Origin of the sequence: Nocardia sp. NPDC051929 (genome assembly GCF_044548645.1) — a bacterium.
GTDB classification, from domain to species: domain Bacteria; phylum Actinomycetota; class Actinomycetes; order Mycobacteriales; family Mycobacteriaceae; genus Nocardia; species Nocardia sichangensis.
The window spans coordinates 124,990-143,201 of record NZ_JBIUCG010000015.1 but is presented as its reverse complement, the minus strand read 5'-3'; the positions used below and the strand labels follow the sequence as shown (position 1 = coordinate 143,201).

At 67.7% G+C, this 18,212-nt stretch carries 19 protein-coding genes; 11 read left to right on the top strand and 8 right to left on the bottom strand.

Annotation, left to right across the window (positions count from 1 at the left end):
- Positions 1 to 56: 56 nt before the first annotated feature.
- From ACIHAX_RS21535 to ACIHAX_RS21520, 4 genes are all read right to left on the bottom strand, one after another.
- On the bottom strand, positions 57 to 1,202 hold the full coding sequence (locus ACIHAX_RS21535) for an alpha/beta fold hydrolase (protein ID WP_355075809.1): 1,146 nt from the start codon (positions 1,200 to 1,202) through the stop codon (positions 57 to 59).
- 369 nt (positions 1,203 to 1,571) lie between these two features.
- Complete coding sequence (locus ACIHAX_RS21530) at positions 1,572 to 2,942, bottom strand: ABC1 kinase family protein (protein WP_397279222.1); 1,371 nt, start codon at positions 2,940 to 2,942, stop codon at positions 1,572 to 1,574.
- Positions 2,943 to 3,039: 97 nt separating this feature from the next.
- Entirely contained in the window at positions 3,040 to 4,281 is a 1,242-nt protein-coding gene (locus tag ACIHAX_RS21525; RefSeq protein WP_364429891.1) for a helix-turn-helix domain-containing protein, read from the bottom strand.
- A 285-nt stretch (positions 4,282 to 4,566) separates the two neighbouring features.
- A complete protein-coding gene (locus ACIHAX_RS21520) occupies positions 4,567 to 5,199 on the bottom strand; it encodes a helix-turn-helix domain-containing protein (protein WP_355075804.1) in 633 nt (210 codons plus the stop codon).
- Positions 5,200 to 5,347: 148 nt separating this feature from the next.
- Between ACIHAX_RS21520 and ACIHAX_RS21515 the strand changes: the two genes are divergently transcribed.
- The 5 genes from ACIHAX_RS21515 to ACIHAX_RS21495 all read left to right on the top strand — a co-directional run bounded on the left by ACIHAX_RS21515 (position 5,348) and on the right by ACIHAX_RS21495 (position 8,754).
- Positions 5,348 to 5,503, top strand: coding sequence for a CopG family transcriptional regulator (locus ACIHAX_RS21515; protein WP_355075803.1), 156 nt, complete (start codon positions 5,348 to 5,350; stop codon positions 5,501 to 5,503).
- A complete protein-coding gene (locus ACIHAX_RS21510) occupies positions 5,500 to 5,841 on the top strand; it encodes a VOC family protein (protein WP_356967066.1) in 342 nt (113 codons plus the stop codon). The genes ACIHAX_RS21515 and ACIHAX_RS21510 overlap by 4 nt, the downstream gene beginning before the upstream one ends.
- A 5-nt stretch (positions 5,842 to 5,846) precedes the next feature.
- On the top strand, positions 5,847 to 6,698 hold the full coding sequence (locus tag ACIHAX_RS21505; protein ID WP_355075800.1) for a class I SAM-dependent methyltransferase: 852 nt from the start codon (positions 5,847 to 5,849) through the stop codon (positions 6,696 to 6,698).
- 500 nt (positions 6,699 to 7,198) lie between these two features.
- The gene (locus tag ACIHAX_RS21500; RefSeq protein WP_397279218.1) at positions 7,199 to 7,615 is read left to right on the top strand and encodes a hypothetical protein; all 417 of its coding nucleotides are present in this window, start codon (positions 7,199 to 7,201) and stop codon (positions 7,613 to 7,615) included.
- A 188-nt stretch (positions 7,616 to 7,803) separates the two neighbouring features.
- Positions 7,804 to 8,754, top strand: coding sequence for a serine/threonine-protein kinase (locus ACIHAX_RS21495; RefSeq protein WP_364429900.1), 951 nt, complete (start codon positions 7,804 to 7,806; stop codon positions 8,752 to 8,754).
- Between the two features lie 9 nt (positions 8,755 to 8,763).
- Here ACIHAX_RS21495 and ACIHAX_RS21490 read toward each other — a convergent pair whose 3' ends face one another.
- Positions 8,764 to 8,955: a hypothetical protein gene (locus ACIHAX_RS21490; RefSeq protein WP_397279216.1), complete on the bottom strand. Its 192-nt coding sequence runs from the start codon at positions 8,953 to 8,955 to the stop codon at positions 8,764 to 8,766.
- A gap of 402 nt (positions 8,956 to 9,357) precedes the next feature.
- Between ACIHAX_RS21490 and ACIHAX_RS21485 the strand changes: the two genes are divergently transcribed.
- On the top strand, positions 9,358 to 9,780 hold the full coding sequence (locus ACIHAX_RS21485; RefSeq protein ID WP_379254193.1) for a hypothetical protein: 423 nt from the start codon (positions 9,358 to 9,360) through the stop codon (positions 9,778 to 9,780).
- Positions 9,781 to 9,905: 125 nt separating this feature from the next.
- On the opposite strand, the gene ACIHAX_RS21480 is transcribed toward ACIHAX_RS21485, so the two are convergent.
- Positions 9,906 to 10,829 carry an SDR family NAD(P)-dependent oxidoreductase gene (locus ACIHAX_RS21480; RefSeq protein ID WP_364429909.1) on the bottom strand — a complete coding sequence of 308 codons (924 nt, stop codon included), beginning with the start codon at positions 10,827 to 10,829 and terminating at the stop codon, positions 9,906 to 9,908.
- Positions 10,830 to 10,966: 137 nt separating this feature from the next.
- Between ACIHAX_RS21480 and ACIHAX_RS21475 the strand changes: the two genes are divergently transcribed.
- Positions 10,967 to 11,830 (top strand): helix-turn-helix transcriptional regulator, encoded by an 864-nt coding sequence (locus tag ACIHAX_RS21475; protein ID WP_397279214.1) that lies wholly within the window; start codon positions 10,967 to 10,969, stop codon positions 11,828 to 11,830.
- 24 nt (positions 11,831 to 11,854) lie between these two features.
- On the opposite strand, the gene ACIHAX_RS21470 is transcribed toward ACIHAX_RS21475, so the two are convergent.
- Positions 11,855 to 12,466, bottom strand: coding sequence for a TetR/AcrR family transcriptional regulator (locus ACIHAX_RS21470; protein ID WP_397279212.1), 612 nt, complete (start codon positions 12,464 to 12,466; stop codon positions 11,855 to 11,857).
- Positions 12,467 to 12,543: 77 nt separating this feature from the next.
- Here ACIHAX_RS21470 and ACIHAX_RS21465 point away from each other — a divergent pair, with 77 nt between their 5' ends.
- The 4 genes from ACIHAX_RS21465 to ACIHAX_RS21450 all read left to right on the top strand — a co-directional run bounded on the left by ACIHAX_RS21465 (position 12,544) and on the right by ACIHAX_RS21450 (position 16,148).
- Positions 12,544 to 13,551 carry a DJ-1/PfpI family protein gene (locus ACIHAX_RS21465; RefSeq protein ID WP_356967050.1) on the top strand — a complete coding sequence of 336 codons (1,008 nt, stop codon included), beginning with the start codon at positions 12,544 to 12,546 and terminating at the stop codon, positions 13,549 to 13,551.
- 103 nt (positions 13,552 to 13,654) lie between these two features.
- The gene (locus ACIHAX_RS21460; RefSeq protein ID WP_355075785.1) at positions 13,655 to 14,377 is read left to right on the top strand and encodes an alpha/beta hydrolase; all 723 of its coding nucleotides are present in this window, start codon (positions 13,655 to 13,657) and stop codon (positions 14,375 to 14,377) included.
- A gap of 39 nt (positions 14,378 to 14,416) precedes the next feature.
- A complete protein-coding gene (locus ACIHAX_RS21455) occupies positions 14,417 to 15,382 on the top strand; it encodes an alpha/beta hydrolase (RefSeq protein WP_397279209.1) in 966 nt (321 codons plus the stop codon).
- Positions 15,383 to 15,419: 37 nt separating this feature from the next.
- Positions 15,420 to 16,148: an alpha/beta fold hydrolase gene (locus tag ACIHAX_RS21450; RefSeq protein WP_397279207.1), complete on the top strand. Its 729-nt coding sequence runs from the start codon at positions 15,420 to 15,422 to the stop codon at positions 16,146 to 16,148.
- Positions 16,149 to 16,462: 314 nt separating this feature from the next.
- On the opposite strand, the gene ilvD is transcribed toward ACIHAX_RS21450, so the two are convergent.
- Complete coding sequence (gene ilvD, locus ACIHAX_RS21445) at positions 16,463 to 18,169, bottom strand: dihydroxy-acid dehydratase (RefSeq protein WP_355075779.1); 1,707 nt, start codon at positions 18,167 to 18,169, stop codon at positions 16,463 to 16,465.
- Between the last annotated feature and the right edge of the window lie 43 nt (positions 18,170 to 18,212).

Below are 18,212 nucleotides of genomic sequence, written 5' to 3'. Positions count from 1 at the left end.
GGGTGTGCCCATCGAGCGAGGATCCAGGTCGCTCGATGGGCACTTCGCCGCGGTGATTACAGCGAGCCTCCCCCGCCCAGCAGCCACGGGTTGAACGTGCACTCCAGATTCGGATGACCTACCGGGTCCAATGCCCGCAACGCGATCGACAACGCTCGCGGCGAATACATCATCGTCAGATGATCCGACACATCCTGCTCACACCCGTCCTGCAACGTGATGTTCTGCACCGACACCCCCGGCGCCGCCTTCAGGAACGTCAGGTCATACGGATTGGTGATCTCGTCATACCGGGTACCGACCACGGTGTAGTCCACCCCCGCGATCGTGTCACCGTGTTCGTTCAGCTTGTTGACGAAGTCGGAACCGATCGTCTGCTGAATTCCCGCATGCCCCACGAAAATCTCGATGAAACCCAGCACGTCGATTCCGAAGTTGTTGATCGCCCGCCCCAGCGCGCCGATCCCGTCGAGACTCGTCCCATGATGCGTCGCACCGAAAGTGACCAAGTTCTTCACCTTCGCCGCGCCGCCTTCGAACTTCGTGTACCAGTTCGACATCGACCCACCCTGGGAATGCGCCACGAGATCCACCTCCGAGGCCCCCGTCGCCGCCAGCACGCGATCCACGAAGACCGCCAACTGCTTGGCCGAATCCTGGATGTAACCGGTGCCCATCACCCCCGGCAACACCGACCCCAGACCGCCGCCCTCCAACAGATTCGACCGTCCATAGTTGAACGTGAACGTGCAGAACCCCGCATCCTTGATCGGCTGCCCCATGAACGCGAATCCGTTGTAGGCGTTCATCCACGTCCCGTGCACCAACACCACCGGACGCGGATGCTCCGCCGTCGGCTTGCAGTTCCAGTCGTTCGCTCCCGGCGGCGCGACATCCGGATGAGTCAATCCGTACCCGAACGCCGCCAACCACGACGTCATCGGCGGACCGAATCCCACGGTGTCACTGGCATAGCCACCCGACGACCCGGAACTACTGCCCGAACCCCCGTAGCAGTCACCGGATCCATTCCCGGAACCCGCACCACTCCCCGACGTACACGCCGACCCCGACCCCGCGCTCCCCGAATCCGCAACCGGCGCTGCCTTACGGCCCGCCGCGATGTAATCGGCCAACTGCTGCTCCGTCGGACCCGTCTCCGGGGCCGCGTGCACGGTCAGCACGCTCAACCCCATCGTCATGGTCGCGGTTACGGTGAATACGGCGGTGCGCAATATTCGCCGACTGACGCTTGATCTCATCGAATGCCTTTCCGTATTTCGGCATGGTTGTCCTTGCCGGCAGGCGCGCCTCGCAATGTCGAACGGCAGCAACGATAGGACGGAATTCGGCGAAAGATGCTGGTCAGCAACGGATTCTGGGCGGCTCACTGCGAAGTTGCGGCTACCTATATGAGCGGCCACAGAACGAGAGAAACCGAGATCGACCACATGGCACGGGCCGCCGACGAGATACCGCGGTCACGCAGTCCCGTTTCCGGACCGAAATCCGAAGCGCAAGGCGTCGGAGTCGGTCACCGGATTCAGCGCATCAGTGGATTGCGGGGTCCGTCACAAGTCGGCCCGCCATTTTGCGATGGCCTGCCCGATCTCGGTGACGGGGGCCTCCTGATAGAGCCACTCACGCGCGAGCCGATGCCAATTGTTGGTGGCCCGCAACTGACCGAGCACGGCGAAGGTGAACAGATCCGCGCGTCGCGAGAACACATGCTCGGGCGGAAGCAACTGCTGCCGCATGCCTTTGAACTGGGCGGCACGAGGGTCGACAGCCAGAATCACCGCACCGGTCGCGACCTCGGGGGTGATCGTTATTCGCTCGTCGAGCAAATGCCATCCCGTCGCGGCCCATACGTATTCCAAGCATTCCTCCGCAGTGACCTCCACATCCGGGTCGATGATGCCGCGCCCGACCCAGGCCTCGTAGAGGTCTTGGGCGCGGTGCTCCCCGGCCGCACGCAGACACGCGCGTTCGAAGTCGACATGCAGGGGGTCCATCCGGTCGTAGAGTCCGAAATCGACGAACGCGAGCCTGCCGTCGGCCGCCAACAGGATATTTCCCGGATGCGGATCACCGCAGAATTCGTTGTCGCAGAACAGCGAACTGATATAGAAGCGGTAGATCAACTCACCGAGCCGGTCACGCTCGGTGTCGGGCAGCGTCCGGATCTGCTGAAAAGTGCCGCCTTCGACGAACTCGGTTACGAGAACTCTGCGCGCGCAGTACTCTTCGATACTGTCGGGAACCGTGATGAAAGGATGCCCCCGATAACGCATCGCGACCCGATGCTGGGTCCTGGCTTCCCGCGGATAGTCGAGTTCGTTACCGATATTGCGCGAGATCTCGTCCAGCACGGCATTGTCGGCGGCGCTGGGCAACATGGACTTCCACAGCTTGCTGAGCATCTCGAGATTGCGCATGTCCGCGTGGACGGCTCGATCGACGCCGGGATATTGCACCTTGACCGCGACGGTGCGCCCGTCGTGCAGTCGTGCCCGATAGACCTGGCCGATCGATGCCGCGGCGATCGGTGTCTCGTCGAAGTCGGCGAATACGCGCGCAGGCGGCCCGAGATCGTCCTCGATGACTTTCAGCATCTCCGCGAACGGCACGGCCGGCGCCTGATCGCGGAGTTCGGCCAGCTTGGTCCGAAAGAGCTCGCGATGCGATTCCGGAACGAGGTCGACATCGAGGACCGACAGCATCTGGCCCAGCTTCATCGCCGCGCCTTTCATGCTGCCGAGCACCGTGACAACCTGCTGCGCGGTCGCGAGTGTGGAACGTTCGGCGAGTACGCGCCGGGCCTCTTCGGTCCGGCCGATCATCGACAACCGGGCTCCGACCCCACGCACGGCTTGGCCTGCGGCCAGTCTGCCCAACCGACCGCTCCTGACCAGACGTCCTCCGGGCACTCGATCGGCCACGGCACGCACCTCCATGAGCATCCGCGCGTGCGTCGCGCGTCCGGATATTCTTCGCACCTCCATCGCGAATTGTCGAGGGGGCGAGGCGGCCTGCGGACTACCGCGAGTCGGCCATTCGCCTGGCATCGGCGGGGAGCCGCCGGGTGCCGTCGTCGGTCCAGACGATCAGCGCTGAACGCAGGTACCACAGTCCCCTGGCGTCGGCGGGATCGAGTCCGGTGAGCTGCGCGATTCGGCGCAGCCGGTAATCGACCGTGTTCGGATGCACATGGAGTTGCCGAGCTGTGCGCTGGCGGTTGAGGTCGTTGTCGATGTGGATCCGCAGCGTCTCCAACAGGTCCGGATGTTCCATCAGCGGCGCGACCCGGGTGCCGAGCACATCGCGGCCGATGCCGGGCCGGGTGAGCTGATATTGCAGCGCCAGTTCGGTGAATCTGTACAACCCGGGTTCGCGTCCGAGTTGCTCTACGGTGTCGAGCAACTCATGGGCTTGGGCAGCGGCGACGGAGACCTGTCGGGGACCGGCGGTCACGACGGTGGCGGTGACCGGCACGCGCGCCGCCGCGGACAGCTTGTCGACCACGCTGTCGAGATCGAGGGCGTTGAGCTGGGTGGTGGGAATGAGGATCGTTCCTCCGTCGACCGACAGCAGCGACAGCGCCCGGCCGTCGAACAGGTCGGCGAGGCCGGACTGCAGGCGGCGCAGCTTACGCCGGGCGACGACTCGGCTGTCGAGCTGGGGAAGGCTTTCGTCGGGATGCGCGGGCACCGCGACCGCGAGCACGAAATACTCGTCGGCGACCGGTATTCCGCATTCGCGAGCCATCATCGAGGACGCGTGCCCGCCGAGCAGCGCCGAAGTCAAGGTGTGCGTCGCGGCGTGGTCCTCGGCCGCCACGGCTTTGCACTCTCGCACATACGCTTTACTGACCGTCGCGGTGATCAGGTTCAAGAGCTCGAGCGTGACGGCGGCGCCCGCGATGAGGTCGGCGCGGCCGTCTTCGTCGGCGAACAGCATGCCCAATCCGAATTTGAACCCGGCGTGGATCGCATGGAGGATGCCGTCGATCGGGATCCCCTTCCTGGCCCATCCCGCCGCCGCTGTCTGCAGAATGTCGGTTCGTCCGGTCGATTCCTGCCCGTTCAATCGCTGGACGGACCACTCCAAGCACATCCGAACCACGGCAGCGGCTTCCGCCTCGGCCGTGCCCCCGGGCAACGCGGCGGAATCGATGAGGTGCGCGACGACCTTCGCGGCGGCCCGATGGGTTTTCGGTGTATGCGGCGTGACGCGCCGCGCCTTGTTGGATTCGACGTGGGCGATGCTCTCGATCGTCACTGGTGACCTCCTTGTCGCCGTGGAACCGAGGGAGCGTCGGGTTCGCGCTCGATCGGCGACCGTGACTACCTCGCGGTGTCCGCGGCACTATCTGCCGTTCGGTCCGTGGAAAAACGGTAAACCGCAGGCCGACTCAGCTGCTACTCCGCTTCCGGCGACTGGGGAAGTAACGGAAAAATAAGCTCTGACCAGCAAAGATCATGAAGGAAAGCCCGATTTGGGAAGCTCATGCGCACCACATACATGGTCAGGTGCTCACTTTTTTGCGCAGAGCGCCACAGCTGCTCAAACGGCGGCGCGCGCCGCCGCCTCGGCTTCGGCCCAGGCGCCGATCATCCGCGCTGTCATGTCGATCGCCTCCGCCCGCGCGGGGTCGTCGACCTCCAGGGCGGACGCGCGCAAAACAGCCGCGAAACCGGTATTGATCACGACGAAGGTCATCACGTCGTACTCGTGATCGTCGCCCGGACCGAGCACTTGGATCAGCATCACTTTCACCAGCAGGCGCAGCCGCGGTTCGAACTCGGGAATGCCACTGCTGTAGAACTGCACGCCTGCGACGAGCGCGCGCACCAACTTCGCATTGGCCACCAGCTCTTCGGTGATCACGCCCAGGATGTCGGCGGCGACCTGATGCATCGTTTTTCCCGACAAGTCGAAGACACGCTGGGTGAAACGCCGCTCCACCGTTTCGAGCAACCGCTCGAGCAGTTCTTCGACCAGGACACCGCGATCGGCGAAGTACCGGTAGACCGTGCCGATGCTCACGCCCGCTTCCGCCGCGATCTTGTTCGTGGAGGTATTGGCGATACCGCGCTCACCGAACAGCCGCGCCGCTGTGTCCAGGATGTGCTCCCTGGTCGCTTTGGCCCGCGCCTGCGCGGGGCGACGACGTTGACCGACAGCCTTCGGCGGCATGACTTCCTCCCGCCCGTCCACGGAAAATGAGCGTCGCTCATCTTAACCACAGCGACCGGCGTCGTGCTCGAACTCGGGTTCGATGACCCGATCGACGGGCGATGCTGGAACCCTGTCCCTTAGCATGCTAGTTTGCTAGCATTGCCTCGTGGCCGAGGAAGTGAAGCAGTTCAACGTCTACCTGCCGATCGAGCTGATCAAGCAGGTCAAGTATCGGGCGATCGAGTCGGAGATGTCGTTGTCGGCGCTGGTCACCGCCGCGCTGCGCGCCTACCTCGACGACGAAGGAGAGGATCGACAATGACCACCGATGGCATCGAGGCCGTGTTCCTGGAGACCCACAACTGGGGCCGGATGGCGAAATTCCTGCAAGGGCTGGGCTTCACGGTCGACTTCGAGACCGATCACAACTCCGGCCAGTTCCGCAACGGCGAGGGAGCTTACGTCTTCGTGGCCGAGGTGCCGCCGACACAGCAGACGAGCACCCGGTTGGTGCTGAAGGTGGCGAGCCCAGAGGTACGTCCGGGTGACGGTGTCGAGATCCGCACCGACTTCGAGCCGACCCATTACGGGACGAGGGAGATGACCGTCCACGACCCGGACGGGCGGGTATGGAGCCTGCAGGCCCCGGGAGAGGAGTGAGCCGAATGACACCCGAGACGATCGCGCCGGACAGCACCGCGGTCCGGGTAGCGCTGTGGCGAGCCGTGCACGCGCTGCACGACCAGGCACCGCACGTGTTCGACGACCGCGTCGGCCTACGCCTGGCCGCGCCCGAGGACGGCTGGCGGGACCGCCCGGACATGGATCCGCGGTCCACCGCGCCGATGCGCGCGGGCATCGTGTCGCGGGCTCGTTTCGTAGAGGATCTGCTGGCCGAGCAGGCCGAGCGCGGCGTGGATCAGTACGTGGTACTCGGCGCGGGACTGGACACCTTCGCCCAGCGCAGACCGGAGCTGGCCGCACGGTTCACCGTCTTCGAGGTCGATCAACCCGGACCGCAGGCATGGAAACGGCAGCGCCTCAGCGAACTCGGCTTCGACATCCCGCCGTGGTTGCGGCTGGTTCCGGTCGATTTCGAAGTGGACGCGTGGTGGCAGCGGCTCCTCGAGGCCGGTTTCGACCCCGCCCGTCCGGCGCTCGTCGCCTCCACCGGTGTATCGATGTACCTGACCCGCGAGGCGAATATCGCTACTCTGCGGCAACTTTCGGCGCTCGCGCCGGGCTCCGCTCTGGTCACGACCTTCCTGCTGCCGCTCGAACTCGTCGACGCCGATGAACAGGTCATGCGCGGATTCGCCGAGGAGGGCGCCCGCCGATCCGGCACGCCGTTCATCAGTTTCTTCCGTCCCGAGGAAATGGTGCGGCTGGCCGAAGACGCGGGATTCGCCGCCACCCGTCACGTCCCCGCCGCGGAGCTGACCGGCCGCTACTTCGCCGACCGGACCGACGGGCTGCGACCGGCCGAATCGGAACAGATTCTGATCGCGACGACCTGAACGCATCGGCCCGCCGGGCCGTCTCGCTCCCCATGCCACAGCTCGGCTATGGACTCGATGCGGGACGGCCCGGTCAGCATCTCCGGGTCGGCCGGACAACGCACCGAACCCCGGCTACGCCGCGACATCGAAAAGAGTGAGCTCTCGGGTAGATTGGGCGCGCAGCTCCGCGCGCTCACGTATCGCACAGGTCGGGCCGATTCCTTGTGCGACCGATTGTGGCGACAGCAGCCAACCGTGATAGCGACGGCAATGCGCGACCAGTCGCACCACGGGGCGGTCATCAATGTCGGCCAATTCGTTCTCCTCTGGCCAGGTGACTACACCGCCAGTGTGGCATGAGGCACCGACATCTCCCGTTCATTGCCGGTGTTTCCATCCGTGATCGGTCACTGGGGCGCCTTCGTCTGTGCGGTGATCACGCGTGATCCCCAGGCGTAGCCATCGGTTTACCGCAGCCGCATGAGATCTCGCACCCGCGCTGAGGAAAGATGGTGCCCATGACCGCTTCTCGACTGATTCGTTCGTTGGTGGGTGCCGTGCCCGCGGTGCTCGCCGTCGTCAGCTTCACCGCGGCCGGAGGGGCGGCGACCGCCCAGGCCGCGCCCGGTATTCCTTCGGTTCCCGGCGTCGTGCAACGCCTGCAGATCGCTCCCGGCCAGAACAGTGCCGAGATCAGCGGCAACGTCGGGCAGGGCAAGGCCGACAGCTACTCCATCGCCACCGCGCCGGGGCAGCGCCTGAGCTTCGACGTCGCGGGCAATGCCCGCGTCTCGGTGGCCCCGCTGATCGGGCCGCAGGTCGCCAACGAGGCACCGCACGCCGATCTCGTCGCCGACGGCAACGACTACCAGATCCTCGTCACCTCCGCCGACGGCTCGGCGGCCGGTTACACCCTCAAGATCACCCTCGTCTGACCCACCGCCGTGCTGCCCGTCGGCCTGATGTGTCGTGCCACGACCTTCGGGCCGGCGGGAGCAGTCTCGCGTCCCGCAGGCCGCGCGTCGGCGGGCATCATCGCGCTTACCGGGCGGGCGCAGTGCCGTTGGGCACACCGAAGGCAAACACCGGCGTGCGGCTGGGGTCGTCGCACTATGGTGAGGCGGTGCTGCTAGAACCAGGTGACCAGTTCGCGGGCTTCGTCGTGCGGGCCCCGCTGGGACACGGTGGCAGCAGCCACGTGTACCTGGCCGAGGATCCGGAGTGGTCACGCCCGGTGTCCTTGAAGATCTTGGGGCCCGAGGACAGTCGGTCACCCGAGGCGCGCGCCCGATTCGTGCACGAGTTCGACATCTTGTCGGCGTTGCGACACCCCGACATCGTGCGGATGTACACGCACGGGGAAACCGACGGCAGGCTGTGGTCGGCACACGAGTACGTGGCGGGCGCGACGGGTTCGACATTGGTGCGTTCACCGCATCGGTACCCGGACCTGCGGCGGGTGCTCCACGTACTGACGCAAGTCGCGGCGGGATTGGATTTCGCGCACGCCAACGGAGTGGTCCATCTCGACGTGAAACCGGCGAACGTGCTGGTCGGGACGGACGAGTCGACGGTGAAGATCTCGGATTTCGATTCGGCGCGGTGGCTGGATCGGCCGGAACCGCCTTTGGCCACCAACGGGTTCGTCGTCGTATCGGTGCCGTATGCCGCGCCGGAACTGCTGCGGGCGGAGACGGTGTCACCGGCCACCGACCAGTACGCGTTGGCCTGTTCCGCCGTCGAGCTGCTCACCGGCCACACGCCGTTCTCTCGCGTGAACCTCATGGCCACCGCCGAAGCGCAGCTGCAGGAGCCTCCCCCGGCGCTCTCCGCGCAGCACCGCTGGATCCCGCCCGAGGTCGACGCGATCCTGCACCGGGCACTCGCGAAAGCCCCCGGTGACCGCTACGACTCCTGCGCCGAACCCGTCCGCCTGCTCACCGAGGCGCTTCGCGACGTCGACCCCCGCCCCATCGCCCCCATTCTGAACCGCCTCAAAGTGACGGTCACCCGCTCGCCACTGATGAATGCCGCATTCGGACGATTCGGCGGCAAAGTGTTCGGCAACCGCTGATCCCCCTGATCACACCCGTCGCGGGAGCACGCTGGCCGGGGACTCCGGGCCGTGCCGCGGCAGCTCGAGCGCGTGCAACGGCAGCGTCCGGTCACTGTCGACGCGCGTGGAGATGTGTTCCAGGACGACCCCTTCTCGCAAGGCCCACGGGCTCACTTCCAGGCAGTCGATGTCCAGTGCCGCCATGGTCGCGTCCGCCACCATCGCTCCGGCCAGGATCTGACTCGCGCGTGCCGGTGAGACCCCGCGCAGGGCCGCCCGACAGCACCCGCTCGACGGCGTCGGCGACCCGCTGCGCCCCGTCCGCGGTGATCACCCCGGGCCGCGTCGATGTCTTCGCCGAGCAGCACCGGCTCCTTCAACGCGCGCAGTGGCAACGGAGGCGCCCCGCGAGAGGCGTCCACCAGAAACTGCGCGGAATTCGAACCGATGTCCAGCACACCCAGTCGCACACCTGTCGCCTACCCCGCGCGGCGGCTTTCATACTCGACTCCGGCGCGGTTTCGGCGGCCGGTTGCGCCTACGCCTTCGGGTCCGCCCCGGTGTAGCGCTGATTTGCTGGTTTCCTTGCGATGAGCCGATGCTGCGGCCACCCTGAAAGGTATGCGGACCCGCGATATCGAGGTCGGGTGCACCTATATGGTGTTGGTCCCGCAGCGCTTGCCACGCAGTCGCTACCCCGACTGCGACCAGCCGGGTTCGCTCACGTGGGCGTGGTCGTGGCTGCGCGGCGGCCGGTTCCGGCTCACCGTCACCGGCATCGACCACACCAGCGAGCCGACCACCGTCGAAGGGCTGCGGATCACCGCGAACTCCCGCATCGCGGTGGTCCTGACCAGCGAGCAAGCCGACGCGCTCGGACTGCCGATGGGTGTGTTCCGGGTGCGCGGGACCTTGTTCGACGGCGAGGATCGGCCCGTGCGCCTGCCCGAAGTCGAACCGCTGCGAGTCCCCGCCCGCTGGCTGCGGCCCGTCGAGCAACCCTGCCTGACGCACCGCGATATCGATTGCTTCCCCTACCTGTGAGGTGACTCGCGGAGAGACGCTCGGTGACCCGGAGCGGTTCGACCTACCCGGCTCCGAAGACCTGCGTCGAGTTCTCTCCGACCACCCGGCCGGTTCTGCCGATCAGGAGGGGCAGTTGCGCCGGCTCAGGCCGCGTAAGGCGCGATGAGCCGCTCGACAGCGTCCCAGAGTTCGGCTTCGCGCGGCGGATCGTACGACTCCTCCGACGAGCGGGCGACCCGGTCGCGGTCGACGTAGGAGCCGGTCGGCGCGGCGGTGGCGCCGAGGACGACGTCCGCGAGATGGCGCCCGGCGGCAGCGCGGCTGGTCGCGAACGGCGTGCGGGTCAATACCGGCAGGACGCGGCGCATCGCGAACCGGGAGACCCGACCCGCGTTGCGAGCGAGGTCGGTGCCGGGGACGAAGCCCGGGTTGAAGCCGATGGCATCGATGCCGTCCGGCAGGCGGCGGGCGTACTCGTGCAGGAGGTGGATGGCGGCGAGTTTGCTCGTCGAGTACGCGGTGCGCCCGGCGGCGGTGGTGCCCGGCTCGGAGAACGCGCCGGGGCGGGCGAGGACGTCCGCGGACCGCCAGACCGGGCCTGGCACCATGCCCAAGTTGTGCCGGAAGTCGCCGAAGTGAGTGTCGCTCACGGTGATCACGATGCGCGACGGAGTGCGGAAGCGATCCTCGAGCAGGCGGATGAACAGGTGGTTGGCGAGCACATTGACGGTGAAGGTGGACTCGAATCCGTCCGGCCCTTCGGTGAGCGCGTTCGTGTACTGGATTCCCGCATTGCCCACGAAACCGTGCAGCGGCGGCAGCTCGCCCAGGTCGAGCCTGCTGCGGATCTCGTCCGCGGCCGATCGCACGCTGTCCAGCGAATCGAGGTCCGCCGGGACGTGCGAGACCCGGTGTCCGCCCGCGCCGAGTTCGGCCGCGAGTCGCGCACCGGTGGACCCGCGTGCGGCGACGACGAGATGCGCCTGCGGCGCCGCGTGCACGATGCGCTCCGCGGCGACGCGGCCGATCCCGCGACTCGCCCCGGTCATCACGATGGTCGAGGGCATAGCGGCTCCTTCACTTGATGACAGCCCGTCGGTCGCCTCGATGGTCGCCGCCGCGGCCCTCGGCAGCCAGTGCCGCGCCCGTCACCAGGACTGACAGTACCCAGGCTGATGCGGCGCGCGGCGGCGAGAATGAGCGCATGGCTTCCGCTCGCTCCGCTTTCGGCGCGCTCCTGCACGCCTGGCGGGATCGTCTCGCGCCCGCCGACGCCGGGTTCCCGGTGACCGGCGGCCGTCGTGCTCCGGGATTGCGCCGTGAGGAGCTCGCGCAGCTGGCCGGACTCTCGGTCGACTACGTCTTGCGCTTGGAGCAGGGTCGCGCGCGCAACCCCTCCGCGCAGGTGGTCGGCGCCCTCGCGCGGGCCCTGCAACTGTCCAGGACCGAGCGCGACGAGCTGTATCGCGCAGCCGGATTGCTGCCCCCGCGGGACGGGACGATCGGCACGCATGTCCCGCCGGGCATCCAACGGCTCACCGCCCGCCTCGGCGACGTCCCGATCGGGGTGTTCGGCGCCGACTGGACGCTGCTGTGGTGGAACGGCATGTGGAGCGGGCTGCACGGTGACCCCGCGCTGGTCCCGGTCGGCGAGCGCAACCTCGCCCGTGCGGTTTTCGGCACCGGCGCGGCCCGCGCCTCGATGCGTCCGTTCCGGTCCGACCGCGCGCACGGCGCCTTCACGGCGTCGATCGTGGCCGATCTCAGGGACGCGGTGTCCCGCTATCCCGCCGACGCGGGACTCGATCGTCTCGTGCGGGAATTGCGCGACACCTCCGCCGCATTCGCCCAGCTGTGGACGACGGCGACAGCGTCGCAGCACACCAGCGATCGGAAGACGGTCCGGCATCCCGAGCTCGGCGACATCACCCTCGACTGCGACGTCCTCGTCGTTCCGGGCGCCGACCTCCGCATGGTCACCTACACGGCGGCAGGCGGCAGCGAGGACGCGGGGAAGCTCGACCTCCTGCGGGTCACCAACGGGCGCGCGGCGGGCACACTGCCCTGAACGCACGGCGATCGACGTCCCGGGTCAGTGCACGAGCTGATCGGCCCATTCCCGCGGTAAGGCCGCGCTCGACACATCGGCGATCTCGTGCAGCCGCTGTGCTGGAAATCCCTGACGACTGAGCTGGATCAGGCCCTGGGCGACCACCACGACAGCGGCGCTGACCGCCGAGAGCGTGGCTTCGTCGTCGTCTCCCGCGTCGTGCATCGCGGGCCGCAGCCGGTCGGCGACGCCCCGCTCCATCTCGGTGGTGGTGCGGCTGCCGATGGTGGCGACTTCGGGGATCCGAGTGCCGAGCTGCGCGATGCTGTTGATCATCAGGCAACCGCGCCGATCCGGTTGCGCCGCGCAGTCTTCGATGATCGCTTGATACAGCGCGCGCACCGCGGAGCGCGCCGAACCGCCCGCCGAACCGATGGCATCGCGCACCAGACGCGCACGGCCCTCGCAATAGCGTTCGAACGCGGCCAGGAACAGTCCGCGCTTGCTGCCGTAGGCGGCGTAGATGCTCCCGTTCCCGACGCCGGTCGCGAGCGAGACGTCTTCCACCGAAGTGCTGTCGAAACCCTTCGACCAGAACAACTCGGTCGCGGCGTCGAGCAGGTTCGACTCGTCGAATCGTCGCGGCCGTCCCATGTGCTCACCGTACCAATCGGCGTGCGAACTGCGGCACATCGCTTGTTCTGGAGCCGTGCCTCCACAATAATGGTGACATGTCCAACAACTTCGCCGCCTCGCCCAGCAAACGGGTGGGCATCCTGGTATTCGACGGCGTGAAGATGCTCGACTTCGTCGGGCCCGCCGAGGTGTTCGTCGAGGCCGATCAGTCGGTGGCGGGGTACGAGGTGGTGCTGGTCTCGGCCGACGGCAAGGACGCGCAGACCTCGATCGGCGCGCGGGTGGAGGTGAGCTGCGCGGCGGCCGACGCGGGTCGTTTCGACACCGTGGTGATTCCGGGCAGCGAGCTGCCACCAGGCAAGTTCATGACACCGGAGGTCTTGGCGGCCGCGCGGCATCTTTCCTGCAACACCCGCAGGCTGGCGTCCATTTGCAGCGGTGCGTTCGTCCTGGCCGATCTGGGCCTGTTCGACGGGCGCCGCGCGACGACGCACTGGAAATTCACGACCGAGCTCGCGCGACGCTATCCGTCGATCGAGGTGGACCCGGACGCGATCTTCGTGCGGGACGGCAATCTGTACAGCTCGGCCGGGGTCGCCGCGGGCGTCGATCTCGCGCTGGCGCTGGTCGAAGAGGACCACGGCGCCGACGTCGCGCGGCGCGTCGCGCAGGCGCTGGTGGTCTACATGCAGCGCGCGGGCGGTCAGTCACAGTTCTCCGCGTCGCTGACCGGACCGGCGCCGCGCAGCCCGCTGGTGCGCGGGGTGGTGGATCTGATCTGCGCGGACCCGGCGTATCCGCATACGGTGCAGACGCTGGCCGCCCACGCGCGGGTCAGCGTCCGGCATCTGACCCGGCTGTTCCGCGCGGAACTGGAACGCTCGCCCGCGGAATACGTCGCGTTCATCCGCTTCGGCACGGCCAGGGACATGCTGCACGCCGGATACAGCGTGACGGAGACCGCCATGGCCGCGGGGTACGGCACCAGCGAGGCGTTGCGCAGGGCCTTCGTAGCACGCGTTGGCATTTCCCCGCGCAAGTACCAGCAGCGTTTCCGGTCGACCGCCCGGATCGATCCGGCGCTGGAGCAGGCCGTGTCCTGAACGGAGGCTTTTGTGGCCCGTGGGGAGGGGCGCGCGGCGGGGCCTACGGCCGAGACTGAGTCGGCCACAGCGCCGCTCACCGAGCGCTGGAGAAAGGAAACCGATGTCCGCCCCGGCAAGTCCGACCATCGTTCTGGTGCACGGCGCCTTCGCCGACGCCTCGAGCTGGTCCCCCGTCACCGCACGGCTGCTCGACCAGGGCCATCGCGTCGTGGTTCCGCCGGTGTTCAACCGCAGCCTGTCGGCGGACGCGGCCTACATCAAGTCGTTCGTGGAACGGATCGACGGCCCCGTCCTGCTGGCCGGCCACTCCTACGGCGGCGCCGTCATCACCGTGGCAGGCGTCGCCGACAACGTGGTGGGCTTGGTCTACGTGTCCGGTTACGCCCTGGAAGAAGGCGAGAGCCTCGGGCAATTACAGGGCGGATTCCCGGATTCCGATCTGGCGGCCAACCTCGTCTACGCGCCGTACCCGATCGAGGGTGACGAGCCCGGCACGGACGTCTCGGTCGCCATCGACGCCTTCCCCGATGTCTTCGCCGCGGGCCTGGACCCGGCGAAGGCCGCGGTCCTCGCGGTCTCGCAGCGGCCGCTGTCGGCGTTCGCGTTCACCGAGCCCGCCTCGGCGGCCGCGTGGAAGACGAAACCGGCCTGGGGCATCGTGTCCGGCGCCGACCGCACCATCAATCCCGACGTCGAACGATTCGGCTACCAGCGAGCCGGAATGCGCGCGGTGGTCGAGATCGACGGACCACACCTGGTGATGCAGACCCACCCTGACGAAGTCGTGGCCGTCATCACCGGCGCGATCGATCAATCCGCCTGAATAACCGCAGTTTCCACCACTTCTACGAGAGGCACGATCATGTCAGGTAACCCGCTGGGCATCTCGCTCGAACCGGCGGCGCAGGAGTTCGTCGACGCGACCTCGCAGCCGCCGTTCCTCTGCCAGCTCCCGCCCGAAGAGGGGCGCAAGGCGGTGGACTCCGTGCAGGACGCGCCGATCTTCAAGCCCGAGGTCGACGAGGAGTGGATCACGGTCGAGGGCGGCCCGACGGGCTCGGTGCGGGTTCGGATCGTCAAGCCGCAGGGCGTCACCGAAACGCTGCCGGTGATCATCTATACCCACGGCGCGGGATGGGTTTTCGGCGACGCGCACACCCACGACCGCCTGGTTCGCGACCTGGCCGTCGGCACGCACGCCGCCGTGGTCTTCCCCGAATACGACCGGTCGCCCGATGTGCGGTATCCCGTGGCCAACGAGCAGTCCTACCGGGTGGCGCAGTGGGTTACCGCGGAGGGCGCGGCGAAGGGCCTCGACTCGTCCCGGATCGCGATCGCGGGTGACTCGGTCGGTGGCAACATGGCCATCGCGCTGACCCTGATGGCCAAGGAGCGCGGCGACGTCTCCTTCGTTCAGCAGGTGCTGTTCTACCCGGTCACCGACGCCAACTTCGACACCGGCTCCTACCAGCAGTTCGCCGAGGGCTACTTCCTCACCCGCGAGGGCATGAAGTGGTTCTGGGATCAGTACACCACCAGTGCCGACGAGCGCGCGCAGATCACCGTCTCACCGCTGCGGGCGACCACCGAGCAACTGGCCGGGCTGCCGCCCGCGCTGGTCATCACCGCCGAAGCCGACGTGCTGCGCGACGAGGGCGAGGCCTTCGCGGGCAAGTTGCGCGCCGCGGGCGTACCGGTCACCCAGGTGCGCTACGGCGGGATCGTCCACGACTTCGTGATGGTCAACTCGCTGCACGACACCCATGCCGCCAAAGCCGCGGTGGCGCAGGCCGTCGCGACGTTGCGGTCCGCGCTGTACACCGACTGACCGGTCCCCGACCACCCGATTCGAAGGAACCACACTTGTGAGCACCGAGCCCGTCAGTCCTTCCACGCCGACCATCGTGCTGGTCCACGGCGCGTTCGCCGACTCGTCCAGCTGGAACGGGGTCATCGAACGGCTGCGCGCACAGGGACATCCCGTGATCGCGGCCGCTAATCCACTGCGCGGTCTGGACAGTGACGCGGCCTATGTCGCGTCGGTACTCGATTCCGTGGAAGGGCCGAGCGTTCTGGTCGGCCATTCCTACGGCGGAAGCGTCATCACGGTGGCCGCCGCCGGACGGAGCGACGTCGAAGCGCTCGTCTATATCGCCGCGTTCATTCCGGATGTAGGCGAGAGCGCACTGCAATTGACCGACAAGTTCCCCGGATCGACGCTCGGGCCCACTACCCGGGCCGCGTCCTATCCGCTTCCCGACGGGGGCACCGGTACCGAGCTCTACATCCGGCAGGCGGAATTCCACCGGCAGTTCGCCGCCGACGTGCCCGCCGCCACGGCCGAGCTGATGGCCGCGACCCAGCGACCGGTCGCCCTCGACGCGTTGCAACAGCCCGCGACCGCCACCGCTTGGCGGGACATCCGGTCGTTCGCGCTGGTCACCGGCGAGGACAAGAACATTCCGGTGGAAGCGCAGCGGTTCATGGCCGAACGCGCGAGCGCCGAAATCGTCGAGGTCTCGGCCTCGCACGCGGTCTCGGTGTCCGCTCCCGACGCAGTCGGTGAGTTGATCGCCCGAGCCGCCGCCGGCTAGGGATCCGCGCGGTCACGCAAAGCGGCCCGCGCGGTGGGAGATTCCCCCGCGCGGGCCCGACCCATCCCCTCCTCCGTAGCTCGACTGGCGGCGAGCCGTCGAGCCGTACAACCAGTTCACAGAGCTAGGCGCGGTCGCAGTACTAGACCGGATGCCTTGCACTGCACCGAATTCCTCAGCCGCACAGCCCTGATCGAGCCCGGGCCACCAGCTCCGCGTACTTCGATACGACATTGCGATGCAATCGGCGGCAACGGTTCTCAGCCTGCGCGGCCTCGATACTCGGCCCTGTCGTGCGCGGCATCGAGCATCCGTCAGCCGCAGACGGCACCGATCGAAGCCGAGCCCACCAGCTTCGTGTACTTGGCCAGGACGCCGCGGGTGTAGCGGGGCGGCAACGGTTCCCAGCCGGCGCGGCGGCGGGCGAGTTCGTCGGCATCGACCAGCAGGTCGAGCGTGCCCTCGGCGACATCGAGCCGAATGGGGTCGCCGTCACGCACGAAGGCGATCGGGCCGCCGTCGACGGCTTCCGGCGCGACGTGCCCGACGCACAGGCCCGTGGTGCCGCCGGAGAACCGCCCGTCGGTGAGCAGCAACACGTCCTTGCCCAGGCCCGCGCCTTTGATGGCCGCGGTGATGGCCAGCATCTCGCGCATCCCGGGACCGCCCTTCGGCCCCTCGTACCGGATGACGACCACGTCGCCGGCCGCGATCGTGCCGTCTTCGAGGGCGTCCATCGCGGCCCGTTCCCGATCGAAAACCCGTGCCGTGCCGGTGAACACGTCGGAGTCGAAACCCGCCGACTTGACCACGGCGCCATCCGGCGCGAGAGAACCGGAGAGGATGGTGATGCCACCGGTCGGATGGATCGGCGCGGCCATCGCGCGGATCACCTTGCCGTCGGGGTCCGGCGGGGTGATGTCGGCCAGGTTCTCCGCCACCGTCCGTCCCGTCACGGTCAGGCAGTCGCCGTGCAGCAACCCGGCATCGAGCAAGGCTTTCATCATGACCGGCACGCCGCCGATCCGGTCCACATCGGTCATCACGTGGTTGCCGAAGGGCTTGACGTCCGCCAGGTGCGGCACACGGCGACCGATGCGCGCGAAGTCGTCCAGCGACAGGTCGACATTCGCCTCGTGCGCGATGGCCAATAGGTGCAGCACGGCATTGGTTGAGCCGCCGAACGCCATGACGACCGCGATCGCGTTCTCGAAAGCGGGTTTGGTGAGAATGTCCGACGGGGTGATGCCCTGGCGGATCAACTCGACCACGGCCTCGCCGCTGCGGCGGGCGTAACCGTCGCGGCGCCGGTCGGTCGCGGGCGGCGCCGCGCTGCCGGGCAGCGACATGCCCAGCGCCTCGGCCGCGCTGGCCATGGTGTTGGCGGTGTACATGCCGCCGCATGCGCCTTCGCCGGGACAGATCGCCCGCTCGATCGCGGCGACGTCGTCACGGCTCATCAACCCTCGGGCGCAGGCGCCGACCGCTTCGAAGGCGTCGATGATCGTCACTTCGCGCTCGCTGCCGTCGGAGAGCTTCGCGATGCCGGGCAGGATCGACCCCGCGTACAGGAACACGCTCGCCAGGTTCAGCCGGGCCGCGGCCATCAGCATCCCGGGCAGCGATTTGTCACAGCCGGCCAGCAGCACCGAACCGTCGAGCCGCTCGGCCTGCATCACCGTCTCGACGGAGTCGGCGATCACCTCACGTGAGACCAGGGAGAAGTGCATCCCCTCGTGTCCCATGGAGATGCCGTCGGACACCGAGATGGTGCCGAACTGCATGGGGAAGCCGCCGCCGGAGAAGACGCCGTCCTTGCAGCCCCGGGCGAGTCGCTCCAGAGACAGATTGCAGGGCGTGATCTCGTTCCACGAGGAGGCCACGCCGATCTGCGGCTTCTCCCAGTCGTCGTCGCCCATGCCGACCGCGCGCAACATCCCGCGAGCGGCGGTCTTCTCCAGCCCGTCGGTGACGTCACGGCTGCGCGGTTTCAGATCGGGGACTTTCGAGTTCTCGGGCACGGTTTCCCATCATGCTCGCCTCCGCGCCGATTACCGCGACGAC